Genomic DNA, 11,410 nt, shown 5'->3' on the forward strand with positions numbered 1-11,410 from the left:
CCCAACGGCGCCGGCAAGACCACGACGATCGAGATCCTCGAAGGCTTGAACGTCGCCGACGCCGGCTCGGTCGAGGTGCTGGGTCAATGCTGGGGCGCCGGGCACGACCGCGCGCTGCGCCAGCGGCTCGGCATTCAGCTCCAGGAAACCAAGCTCACCGACAAGCTGAGCGTGCTCGAGACCGTGACGCTATTTCGCAGCTTCTACGATCACGGTCCCACGCCCGAAGAAGTGATCCGGCGCGTTCAGCTCGAGGAAAAATCCAACGCCTGGGTGGTCAAGCTCTCGGGTGGCCAGCGCCAGCGACTGTCGGTCGCCTGCGCGATGGTCAACGATCCCGAAGTGCTGTTCCTCGACGAGCCCACCACCGGGCTCGACCCGCAGTCGCGCCGCCAGCTCTGGGAGCTGATCGAGGGCTACAAGCGGCTCGGGCGCACCGTGCTGCTGACCACCCACTACATGGACGAGGCGCAGCGGCTGTGCGATCGGGTCGCGATCATGGATCACGGCCAGATCATCGCGCTCGGCACGCCGCGCGAGCTGATCGCCTCGCTGGGCGCCGATCACGTGGTCGAATTCCGCGTCGAAGGCGAGATCGAACCGGGCGCGGTGGAAAAGCTTCCGGGCGTGACCCAGGCGCGCATCGAGGGCGCGGGCGTGGCGCTGATCGTGCGCGAGCCGCACGTCGCCATCCCGGCGCTCCTCGCCGAGCTCGAGCGCCGGCATCTGCCGCTCGCGGCGCTCACCACCCACCACGCGACGCTCGAAGACGTGTTCGTGAGCCTCACCGGCAGGACGCTGCGCGATGCCTGATCACGCGCCGGCCCCGAGCGGCTTCACCGGCAAGCGCCTGAGCGATCGGGCGCTGTGGCAGCTGTCGCGCGCGCGCATGGTGGGTTTCCTGCGCGAGCCCGAAGCCGTGTTCTGGACCTTCGCCTTTCCGCTGCTGATGGCGCTGGCGCTCGGTATCGCGTTCCGCAACCAGGGCCCGCAGCGCTCGCGCGTCGGTGTCGAGATCGGTCCGGGCGCCGATTCGGTGAGCGTGGCGCTCTCGCGATCGAAGGACATCGAGGTGGTGCGCGTGCCGGCCGACGAGACCGACGCGGCGCTCCGGCGCGGGAAGATCGCGGTGCTGGTGCGCGCAGGTCAATCGCCGCCCCGGGTCGTCTACGACCCGTCGCGTCCCGAAACCCGGCTCGCCTTCCTGGTCACGGTGGATGCGCTCGAACGCGCCGCCGGCCGCACCGATCGCGTGGGCGTGGTGAGCGACACGCGCGCGCGCCCGGGCTCGCGCTACATCGACTTCCTGATTCCGGGGCTGATCGGGCTCAACCTGCTCGGCACCGGCATGTGGGGCGTGGGATTCCCGATCGCGGGCGCCCGCCAGCAGAAGCTCCTCAAGCGCATGATCGCGACGCCGATGCGCCGGCGCGACTATCTCTGGTCGCTGGTGCTGGCGCGCGCGGTGTGGCTGCTGCTCGAGGTCGCGACCGTGCTCGGCTTCGGCGTGATTGCTTTCGGCACCTACGTGCGCGGCTCGTGGCTGGCGTTCGCGCTGGTGGTGGTGATCGGCGCCTTCGCGTTCAGCGCGCTGGGCCTGCTGGTGGTTTCTCGCGCACGCACTATCGAGGCGGTCTCGGGCCTCATGAACTTCGTGATGATGCCGATGTGGCTCCTGTCGGGAAGCTTCTTCTCGAGCGAGCGGTTTCCCGCGGTCATGCAGCCGCTGGTTCAGGCGCTGCCGCTCACCCTGGTCAACAACGGCCTGCGCGCGATCATGAACGAGAGCGCCGGGCTCGCCGGCGTCGCGCCGCAATTGATCGCGCTCGGCGCCTGGGGCGTCGTGTGCTTCGCCCTCGCTCTCCGACTGTTCCGCTGGGAGTAGCGGGTCAGACCGGCAGCTGTTGAGGAGCGCCCGGCTCCTCCAGAGGCTCCGCTCAGCAGTACCAGGGTTCGGTGAGGAACGGCACCGGCGCCCGCCGATCGGACCGCGCCCCCGGGGCTCGTGCGCGCCGCGCGCCGGCCGGCTCGCGCGAACGCGCGCCGAACCTCCCGGCGGCCTGTCGTACCGATTCGAAGATCGCGCGCCGGCTCTCCCGGTTCGCGATTCCCCGCTCGACCTGGGCCTGAACCTGGCGCTGCAGGTCGTCCACGCGCGAATCGGGATGCCGCCAGCGATGCACCAGGCGCTCGGGATCGAAGCCCTCGACCCGGTCGAGGACGTCCTCCAGCTCGAGCAGTCGCGAGCCGGCGGTGATCAGGAGTCGCAGCGCGAGCTGAATCGGCGCGACGTGCTCGATCAGGTCGAACGATTCGATCGCGTCGAGCATTTCGGCGTAGCCGTCCAGCGAAGTCCAGGGGGTGAAGGCCACAAACGTGGGCTGCAGCTCGATCCCCGCCGCGCGGCACAGGGCGAGCGCCCGCCCGAAGTCGGCGCGGGTGTGGCCCTTGTCGAGCTTGCGCAGGATCGCATCGTCGAACGCCTCGACCGCGCTGGTGATCAGCACGCAGCCGGTATCGCGCAGCGCCGACAGCGCTTCCGCATGCTTCAGCAGATGCTCGATCTTGATGGTGACGTCGTACGAGAGATCGGGGAACTCGGCGTGCAGTGCCCGAACCAGCGGCAGCGCGTGACCGATGCCGTTCCAGAAGTCGGGATCGCCAAAGGTGATGTGGCGCGCGCCCAGCGCCACCTGCCGCCGGACGTCCTCGAGCACGATCTCGCGCGGCACCACGCGAAAGCGGCCGCCGTAGACCGGCACCACCGGACAGTGCCGGCACCGATGCTTGCAGCCGCGGGTCGCCTCGACCGCGCCCACCAGGCGTTCGTCCTCGCCCACCCGGAGTCGCGCGTAGTGATCGAGCGGCGGAAGCCCGTCCCGATCCGGAACGCGGAATGTCAGGCGATCGAGCGGGGTGAGGGTTCGCGGCGCGGAGTCGCTCTCGGCGCCGATCAGCGCGGTCAGCTCGGACTCGTACTCGCCGCTCAGCAGGTGCCGCACGCCGGCAGCGCGGAGACTGTCGGCGTTCATCGCCGCGTAGAGCCCGTAGGCCACCAGCGTCGCGCGCGGGGCGAGCGCGCGCACGCGCGGGATCACGCGCAGCGCGAGCCGCGTCGCGGTGTGCATCGGCACATGGAAGCCGACCCATTCGGCTTCGCGAACCGCCGACTCGTCGAGCGGCTGGACCGCCAGATCGCAGCACGTCACCCGGTGGCCGGCTTCGAGCAGCCAGGCGGCGGGAGAAGCCAGACCGAGCGGCGAGCGGCCGAGATCGTAGGTCGAGATCAGGACGACGCGCTTCATGATCGGGGCGCGGCGAGGGCGCGCGGCGAGACGCCGCGCGATCGGGTCAGGAGTACGGCGAGCGCCCGCCCTTGCTCGGGCGGTAGTAGGGATTGGAGCCGCCGGCGTGATCGGTGGTGTCCACCACCTCGCGGATCTCGGGCACCCGCTCCTTCAGCACCACTTCGATCCCCTGCTTGAGCGTCACGTCCACCATGCCGCAACCCTGGCAGCCACCGCCAAGCTGAATGTAAGCGACGCCGTCCTTCGCTTCGAGCAGACTCACCCAGCCGCCGTGGGCGGCGATCTGCGGATTGATTTCGTCGTCGAACACTTTCTGGATCGAGAGCGCCAGGGGATCGGTCCACAGCGGGTTCGGATTGTTGATCTGAAAGCCCGCGCCGTCGGGCCCGTCGATGAAATCGATCGCGGTGCCCTTCACCAGCTCGGCGCTACCGGAGTCGATGAGGATGCGCAGGCCCTCGCCCGCGTCCACCACGCGATCGTCGGCGGCGAGATCCGAGCCGGGTACGAATCCAAGCCGGTACTGGAAGCCGCCCGGACCACGCCCGGTGACGCCGAAGCGCAGCGCCGAGTCGGATGGACTGTCGCTCTTCATGAGTCCCAGGATCTTCTCGCGAGCGAGCTCGCTCACCGTGACCCAGGGTTCGTTGGTCGTCTCGGACACTCCGTTTACTCCTTCATACTGGCGCGATGTCGAATGTGAGCCGCTGGTGGGCCCTTCGCAATGCCTGTTCGACTTCCTCTGGCTCGGCACCTCGCGCGAACACGAAACCCAGATACTGCGAGCCCTCGGGCAGCGGCGTGAGTCGCGCGCCGACCGGGATCGAAATGCGGACGTCGGTGATTCCAGGCTCGCCCCGCGCCCGTTCGATGCCGCCGATCCCGCGCAGGATTCCGGCGCGTGGAATCGGGATCATCATCACTCCCGAGGCCGCCCGCTCCCGCCTCACGTTCCGCACGTCGAGGTCCAGCGCGTGGCGCAGCAGCAGCGTCTCCAGGCTCTCGCCCTCGCCGAAGCGGAGTGCCCGCGAGCATAGTCCGCCGATCGAGCGGGGCGCAATCTCGAGCGGCCAGACGCCCTCGGCGTTGAGGCGGAACTCGGCATGCACCGGGCCGTGGCCGAGCCCGAGGGCGCCGATCGCCCGAGCCGCGGTGTCGTGGATCTCCCGCTGGAGTTCTTCCCTTTTCCGAGTCGGTGTCACGTAGAGGGTCTCTTCGAAGAACGGGCCATCGAGCGGATCGGGCTTGTCGAAGATCGCCAGGGTCTCGAGGGCGCCCCCGGTCACCAGCCCTTCGAGCGCCACCTCTTCGCCGGGGATGAAGCGCTCGACCAGCAGCGAATCGATCGGCGGCTCGCCCGAGGCTCGCGGCGGTTCGGCCGCGAGCATCGCCGCGATGCGCCGGAACGCCGCGCCGAACCCGACCGCGTCGTCGGCGCGGATGACGCCGCGGCTCGCCGACAGGCCGCGCGGCTTGAGCACGCAGGGGTAGCGGACTCGCGCGGCCCACGACGATGGATCGTCGCCGATCGGAACTGTGACATGCTCGGGAGTGAGCAGCCCGGCGCGCGCGAAGGCCTCGCGCGCCGCGAGCTTGTCGCGCGCCATGGCCACCGCCTCGGGAGTATGCGCGGCTCGCCCCAGCGCCCGGCTGGCGCGCGCGGCGAGCAGCGCGCCATCGTCGTCCGCCGCCACCACCGCGTCGATCGGATGCCGGCGCGAGAACTCGACGATCCGCTCGAGGGCGGCGTTCGGGTCGCGGAAATCGAGCTCGAGATGCCCGGCCGGGTTCAGCCCGGCCAGGGCTTGAGCACGGTTCGATCCGACCGTGAATTCCACGCCCAGGGCCCGCGCCGCGTCCAAGAACGCGCCGGCGCGGTAGCTCTGGGTGCTGATGAGCAGCAGAAGTCTCGGCACTCAGCTCCGTGTGCTGGTCAGATAGTGCTGGAACCAGTCGAGCCAGACCTGCAGCCGATGCGCCTGATGCGCGGGCTCCATCAGACCGTGCGGCTCGCGCGGATAGGCGTAGAAGCGGACCGGCACGCCGAGATCGGAGAGCGCGCGGTACAGCTCGACGCTGCTGGTGAACCCGACGCGCGGATCCTCCTGGCCGTGCAGGATCAGCGTCGGCGTGCTGGCGTTCTTGATCGATCGGATGGGATTCGAGCGATCGAAGTTCTCGGTCTGCTTCCAGGGATTGCCGAGGAACTCCCAGGCCGAGGCGACGCCGTGATTGATGTCGCTCAGCGAGTACTGCACCGACACGTCGCTCACGCCCGCCCCGACCACCGCGGCGCGATAGCGCGTGGTGTGACCGATCGCCCACGCGGTCAGGAATCCGCCCCACGACCAGCCGCCGTAGACCAGCTTCTTCGCGTCGGCCTTGCCGCTTGCGATCAGCGCGTCCACGCCGCTTTCGATATCGCGGAACTCGATCTCGCCGAGGCGGCCGCGGTTGGCGGCGTAGAAATCATGACCGTAGGCGAGGCTGCCGCGATAGTTGGGCATGAACACCGAATAACCGTGGGCCGCGAAGAACTGGATGAAGCCGCTGAAGCTCTGCGGCGTCGCCGCGTCGGGACCACCGTGCGGATAGACGAACAGGGGCGCCGGGGCGCCGGCGTGCGCCTGCGGGCTCACCAGCAGGAGCCCCTCGATCTCCGCGCCATTCTCGCTCTTCCAGCGCACGACCTCTTCGCGGCCGAGGCTCCACTGCGCGACCTGCGGATTGAGGTGGGTCGGGATCTGGGTCTGGCGCGTGTCGAGGTCGAACACCGTCGGGTCGCGCGCCTCTCGATCGGTGGACGAGATGAACGCCAGCTTCTTCCCGGCCCGATCGATGGTCAGCGGCGGCTCGGCGACGCGGCCGCTGAAGCCGAGATCGACGGCCTCGCCGCCCTCGACCGGGAAGCGCAGCAGCGCGGTGCCGGTGCGCTGTAGCGCGAGGGCGATCAGCGACTTCGAGTCCGGGCTCCACACGAAGCCGGTCATCGACAGTTCGAGATTGGGAACGACGTTGGCACTCTTGCCGGTCCCGGCGTCGGATACCAGCAGCACGTTCATCATGCTGAGCGACTGCTGGGTGGTGAGCACCGCGACCCGCTTCCCGTCCGGCGACCAAGTCGGAGCGTCGTAGGTGCCGGCGCCACCGAGCGAGCGGATCAGCGCGCCATCGCGAACCGAGACGAGCTTCGGCGTGAGCTGACTGGCCACTTCGTAGGGATCGGCGTTGCGGCTGGTCAGGATCACGAACTTCGCGCCGTCGGGAGACCATTGGAAGTCTGCGACGTTTTCGTCAGCTGCCGTGACGCGCCGCGGCTCGCCTCCGGCGCGCCCCACCACCCACAACACGTCGTCGCGCCACTGATCGCCCCAGTCCACCACGCCGCCGGTTCTCCACTTCTCGTCCTTCGCGTCCTTGCTCTCCGGAATCGGCGCGAGAAACGCGAACGACTTTCCGTCCGGGGACCAGCGGACGTGGGTCGGCTCGAGCTCGCCGGTCGGGATGGCGACCGCCTCGCCGCCGTCCACCGCGATCACCTGGAGCAGCGTCTTGTCCTTCACCTTTCTCAGGAACGCGATCTCGCGGCCGTCGGGAGACCACTGCGGGCTCCCCGCCTTCTCCGCGCCCGAGGTGAGCTGGCGCGGCTCGCCGGCGCCGAGGTTCACCCACCAGAGCTGCCGATCGCGCTGCCAGCCTGCATCCTTGTCCTGCTCGGCCGGCTTGGCGGCGGGATCGAGATGATTGGTGGAAAGCGCATAGAGCAGGCGGCTGCCGTCGGGCGAAATCGCCAGCTCGCCGGCGCTCGAGAGCGAAACGACTTCTTCGGGAGTCGGGTGGATGACCGCGCCACCGGATTTGGCGGGCGCGGCGGCCAGCGCCGACGGAATCGAGACCACCAGACCGAGCGCCAGCGGGAACAGCCATCGCGTCGAGAGTTTCATCGCGAGTCTCCGGTGGAGGGGCGATGCGGGAACGGCCGCGGACTATACCGCCAACCTGGGGCCCGCGCGGAACAACACGTTGGTGGTCTCGCGCAGGTCGTTCGGCCCGAGCGGCTGGCCGTCGACCGTCGCCGTGCTCGCCTGGTAGCCGAAGCGCGCCAGCAGCTCGAACAGTTCCCCGACGCGCGCGCCCTGCGGCGGATAGGCGCCGGGCGCCACCTCGCAGAGGATGACCGGGCGAGCAGAATGCCGCTCGAGCCAGCCCGAGAATCCGCGCAGCAGCGCCAGTTCGAAGCCCTCGACGTCGACCTTGAGCAGCGCGAGGCGTTCGATCCCGTGCTCTTCGAGATACGCGTCGAGACGCCGCACGCGCACCTCGTGTACCGACACCGCCGACTCGCGCGACATCAGCTCGGGCACCAGCGTGTTCCAGCCGAGATTGCCCGTGCCCGAGACGCGGATCTCGGCCCGGCCCTCGCTCGCGCCGAGCGCCACCGGGTTCGCGAGAATGCGATGCCGGGGATTCGCGGCGCGCAGCGCCTCGAGTCGCGCGAAGTAGCCCGGCACCGGTTCGAACGCGTGCACTTCACCTTCGGCGCCCACCAGGCTCGCCGCCACCGCGGTGAAGTAGCCGATGTTGGCGCCGGCATCCACCACCACGTCGCCGCGCCGGAGCACGCTTCGAAACACCTCGACCTCTTCGGGCTCGTAGGCGCCGAAGCACATGTCGCGCACTTTCGGCCCGAGCGCGAAGTCGCACTCGAAGCGCACGTCGCCGAGGTGGAGCCACAACCGGCGCGGGAAGCCGGGCGCGAACGCCGTCGCGCGCGCCAGGCACTTGCGCGCGAAGGTTGTCGGATTACGAACTGCCAGTGCGATCGAGTGTTCGAAGCTCATGTTACGTGCGTGTTGCCGCTCCCCTCGTTGCAATTTGACGAAATCGGTCGCGAACAATACCAGCAGAGCGCTCCCGCACGCTTCATTCCTCAAGCTCGCGCGCGACGCCGCCGATACCGCATGCCGTGCCCAGTTCTGTCGTTCCCGACTTCGCAACCGGAGACCGCATGCACCGCCGCATGGTTTACACGCGCCTGATCCTCTCCACCACCGCACTCCTCACGTTCACTTCCCACACCTCGTTCGCGCAGGCCCCCGCGCCAGCGGCATCAGCGGAGCCGGTGACCGCCCCGGATTTCGCGTTCGCCTCGACTCCGTACGGCTGGCGCCATCTCCACGACCTGTGCAAGGCCGGCCCGGTGCTGCTGGTGTTCGGCGCCGATGACGCGGCGCTCGCGACGATCCAGAAGCAGCGCGAACGCTGGGAGGCGCTGTCGATCGAGCCGGTGGTGGTGCTGGGCGCGAGCGACGGGGCCAACTGGCAGACGCTCGAGCGGCTCGGCCTCACCTACAGTCTGCTCTCCGACCCGAGCGGCTACGTCGCCTTGCAGTTCGGCATCTCGAGCGCGGACCAGAAGGCGGCGCCCGCCTGGTGCCTGGTGGACCAGCGCCTGCGCATCCGCCATCTCGAGCCGGGCGATCCGAGCGCCCAGGAACTCGAGGGGCTTGCCACGCTGCTCGGCGAAGACAGCCCCGTGGCGGCTGCCCGCGACGGTTCGCGCTGAACGCGCGTCTCGCCGGCTCCGGCGAACGGCGGCCGCCCCGATGGCGAGGCGGCCGCCGATTGATTCCAGTGATGTCGCGAGTCGGACTAGCGATAGATCTGCTTGATCCTTCCCCACGTCGTGTTCTTGGTGTCGGTCGGAATCAGCGTCTTGACCGAAGGCACCATCAGGTACTCGACCGGACGCTGGAAGACGTACTGCGGATAGGACAGGAACTGGTCCGAAATCAACGGATAGAACACCGGCGACTGCGGCATGATCGGATAGAGCGCGAGATGCGTGACCGTATCCACCGGCGCGAAGATCTGTCCGTTGTGCTCCTTCCAGCACGGGACGCACAGGAACTGGAGCGGCCCCGGGTACTGGAAGTCCGTCCGCCATTCGTCGCGCAGTTCGACGCCGAACGGCGGCGGCGGACCCTGGGCGTGATAGCAGAGGTAGTGGTTCGCGATCGGAAATACCGGGCTCTGGTAGTTCTTCCACGCCGGCACCAGCATGAAGTCGAGATCGAACACGTCGATCGGATATTGCCCGAACTGGTTCTGCAGAATCGCCGAGGCGTGCATCGGCAACTTGGTGGCGATGTTCCACCACGTGTAGTGGATCATCGTGTCGCGCACCGGCGAGTTGTTCTTGTAGACCCAGTTCACCAGCCGCTCGAGCGAGTCCACGAGCAGCGGCGTGTAGCCGAGGAAGAACTGGTCGCGCGCCAGAATCGGAGTCGGCATCCCGAACGGGCGCTCGAGTTGATACGTCCAGTAGTGAGTCGGGTCGACGGTCGGCGGATTTGCCTGCGCACGGGAAGTGCGCGGAGCGAATGCCACGAGCGCGACCGCAGCGGTGAGCAGCAGAAGAGCTAGCCTGCGGTTCATGAAGTACCTCCCATCTTGGCGGCCTCCTCGGGCGATTCAGCTGGGGTGCACCACGCCTGAGGTGATGCGTCGGGTGTCTCCTGGGCGCGCAGGCGGGAGGGTCGCGCGCGTGCCCGCAGTAACCATCGAACCAAGTTCGGCGGTGCGGAACTTCAGGACTCGCGAGGCGCGAGTCGGCCCGAGCTCCGTGGTCGGCGGAGCGAAAGCGCGGGCGCGAGGGGGGCGGCATGGCGACGCCTTCGTGGCTGGAAAGGTACGCTGCCGGAGAGAAGTCGGATCCCGCCGAAGCGCCCCACGGTTGTCCCACCGCGGGCGAGCCGGGTCAAGGGAGAAGATGCGAGCCGGGCCCTGACCCGCCACCGTCGACTCTGCCGCGGCTCAACCCTCGGCGCGCTCGACCTTTGCTCGCTCGAGCCCGGCCGAGGGTGAGACCAGGTCGAGCAGCTGGCCCTGAGTGATCGCTCGGGGGGCGCGGACCTCGAGCGTCGCCACGAGCCGATCCTCGGTGAGGAGTCGCTCGCTCTGCAGAACACTGGTCTGTACGGAAAGTGACGAGAGTCGCGAGATCACTTCGTCGAGCGACGGCGTGGCACGAAGCGTCACCAGGACCCGGCGCACGTCAAGATGGTCGTCCTTGTCCTCGAACCGCCGCAGCACGGTGAGCGCGATGAGGCCCAGCACGGTGACGTAGACCGCAGTGGCGTACATGCCGCCACCCGAGGCCATGCCGATCGCACCGACCAGCCAGATCCCCGCGGCGGTGGTGAGCCCGAGGACGTTGAGTCCGGTGCGCATGATGGCGCCACCGCCCAGGAAGCCGATGCCGGTCACGATCGAGGCCGCGATTCTCGAGACGTCGACCTCGACGTGCTCGGCGGCTCCGTACTTCTGGTGTTCGATGAACTGAGTGGAGACCACCATATAGGTGGCGGCGGCCAGCGCCACCAGCATGTGGGTGCGCAGCCCGGCCGGGCGCCCGCGCCGATCGCGCTCGAGACCGATCACGCCGCCGAGGAGGGCTCCGACGACGATGCGAAGGAACAGCTCGGTGTACGGCATCCCAGGTCCTTTCGCGGCGCAGTTCTCAGACTCGGAGCATCGGCGCCCTGACCTGAAACGGCCGGGGCCAACGCTCCCATCCACTAGCAAGTACCACCAGCCGTCCGTGAAGGGAAGCACATCCTTCGAGCGCGAACGTTTCGGTCAGGGACTGCTCGTCGGTGGCGAGGCCCCGCGGGTGGCCTACCGAGCTCGCGATTCCACGCGATGTGGCTGGCCCGCAGTGCGCGTGCCGCCCTCGGGAATCCGATCTTGCCGGCGGCTGACTCGCGGAGTTCGGTGTCTCGGACCCGCGCGAGCGAACTTGACTACGGGTCCTGCTGCAATTCGTCGCGATCGCCGGGGCCCGCGGCGCCCAGGGCGAATCCGCTCCGCACCGGGGGCGGCGGGCCGGAGGAGTGGGCGGTCCTCCACAGAATCTCGTTGAGCCGATCGAACGGCACTTCGTCGGCGACCTTGAAATTCATGGCGTCGCACTCGGCCTGTCCGTAGGCGCCGGCGAGATTGAGCTCTTCCACGTCGAGGTTCGCGGGCCGTGCCCGATAACCGGTCGCGTCGAGCCGCGTCGAGAAGATGCCTTCGAGCCCGTTGGCGCGCGCGTCGAA

11 protein-coding genes are annotated in these 11,410 nt (G+C 68.8%); 3 read left to right on the plus strand and 8 right to left on the minus strand.

Annotated elements, in window-relative coordinates; translation table 11 throughout:
* Together VMJ70_08180 and VMJ70_08185 are read left to right on the plus strand one after the other, a co-directional pair.
* Positions 1-813, plus strand: an 813-nt coding sequence (locus VMJ70_08180; GenBank protein HTO91095.1) for an ABC transporter ATP-binding protein, incomplete at its 5' end; no start/stop codon positions are given.
* Entirely contained in the window at positions 806-1,885 is a 1,080-nt protein-coding gene (locus tag VMJ70_08185) for an ABC transporter permease (GenBank protein HTO91096.1), read from the plus strand. The genes VMJ70_08180 and VMJ70_08185, both read left to right, overlap by 8 nt.
* 52 nt (positions 1,886-1,937) lie before the next feature.
* On the opposite strand, the gene VMJ70_08190 is transcribed toward VMJ70_08185, so the two are convergent.
* The 5 genes from VMJ70_08190 to VMJ70_08210 are packed head-to-tail and all read right to left on the minus strand — an operon-like array spanning position 1,938 to position 8,149.
* Positions 1,938-3,305 carry a CUAEP/CCAEP-tail radical SAM protein gene (locus VMJ70_08190; GenBank protein ID HTO91097.1) on the minus strand — a complete coding sequence of 456 codons (1,368 nt, stop codon included), beginning with the start codon at positions 3,303-3,305 and terminating at the stop codon, positions 1,938-1,940.
* 46 nt (positions 3,306-3,351) lie between these two features.
* A complete protein-coding gene (locus VMJ70_08195; protein HTO91098.1) occupies positions 3,352-3,972 on the minus strand; it encodes a NifU family protein in 621 nt (206 codons plus the stop codon).
* A gap of 13 nt (positions 3,973-3,985) precedes the next feature.
* Positions 3,986-5,224, minus strand: coding sequence for an ATP-grasp domain-containing protein (locus VMJ70_08200; GenBank protein HTO91099.1), 1,239 nt, complete (start codon positions 5,222-5,224; stop codon positions 3,986-3,988).
* Positions 5,225-7,252 (minus strand): S9 family peptidase, encoded by a 2,028-nt coding sequence (locus tag VMJ70_08205; protein ID HTO91100.1) that lies wholly within the window; start codon positions 7,250-7,252, stop codon positions 5,225-5,227.
* A gap of 42 nt (positions 7,253-7,294) precedes the next feature.
* Positions 7,295-8,149 (minus strand): FkbM family methyltransferase, encoded by an 855-nt coding sequence (locus VMJ70_08210; protein HTO91101.1) that lies wholly within the window; start codon positions 8,147-8,149, stop codon positions 7,295-7,297.
* A 167-nt stretch (positions 8,150-8,316) separates the two neighbouring features.
* Between VMJ70_08210 and VMJ70_08215 the strand changes: the two genes are divergently transcribed.
* The gene (locus tag VMJ70_08215) at positions 8,317-8,874 is read left to right on the plus strand and encodes a redoxin domain-containing protein (protein ID HTO91102.1); all 558 of its coding nucleotides are present in this window, start codon (positions 8,317-8,319) and stop codon (positions 8,872-8,874) included.
* A gap of 86 nt (positions 8,875-8,960) precedes the next feature.
* Here the strand turns inward: VMJ70_08215 and VMJ70_08220 are convergent, their stop codons facing one another.
* From VMJ70_08220 to VMJ70_08230, 3 genes are all read right to left on the minus strand, one after another.
* Entirely contained in the window at positions 8,961-9,746 is a 786-nt protein-coding gene (locus VMJ70_08220; GenBank protein ID HTO91103.1) for a hypothetical protein, read from the minus strand.
* A gap of 378 nt (positions 9,747-10,124) precedes the next feature.
* The gene (locus VMJ70_08225; protein ID HTO91104.1) at positions 10,125-10,805 is read right to left on the minus strand and encodes an MgtC/SapB family protein; all 681 of its coding nucleotides are present in this window, start codon (positions 10,803-10,805) and stop codon (positions 10,125-10,127) included.
* A gap of 308 nt (positions 10,806-11,113) precedes the next feature.
* The coding region (locus VMJ70_08230) for a hypothetical protein (protein HTO91105.1) at positions 11,114-11,410 on the minus strand (297 nt) is incomplete at its 5' end.

Origin of the sequence: Candidatus Sulfotelmatobacter sp. (genome assembly GCA_035498555.1) — a bacterium.
GTDB lineage: Bacteria > Eisenbacteria > RBG-16-71-46 > RBG-16-71-46 > RBG-16-71-46 > DATKAB01.

What these genes read in the sequence shown, in the direction of transcription:
- VMJ70_08185 (HTO91096.1), top strand. Translation starts at nt 806, where the DNA reads ATGCCTGATCACGCGCCGGCCCCGAGCGGCTTCACCGGCAAGCGCCTG.
- VMJ70_08225 (HTO91104.1), bottom strand. Translation starts at nt 10,805, where the DNA reads ATGCCGTACACCGAGCTGTTCCTTCGCATCGTCGTCGGAGCCCTCCTC.
- VMJ70_08210 (HTO91101.1), bottom strand. Translation starts at nt 8,149, where the DNA reads ATGAGCTTCGAACACTCGATCGCACTGGCAGTTCGTAATCCGACAACC.
- VMJ70_08215 (HTO91102.1), top strand. Translation starts at nt 8,317, where the DNA reads ATGCACCGCCGCATGGTTTACACGCGCCTGATCCTCTCCACCACCGCA.
- VMJ70_08205 (HTO91100.1), bottom strand. Translation starts at nt 7,252, where the DNA reads ATGAAACTCTCGACGCGATGGCTGTTCCCGCTGGCGCTCGGTCTGGTG.
- VMJ70_08190 (HTO91097.1), bottom strand. Translation starts at nt 3,305, where the DNA reads ATGAAGCGCGTCGTCCTGATCTCGACCTACGATCTCGGCCGCTCGCCG.
- VMJ70_08220 (HTO91103.1), bottom strand. Translation starts at nt 9,746, where the DNA reads ATGAACCGCAGGCTAGCTCTTCTGCTGCTCACCGCTGCGGTCGCGCTC.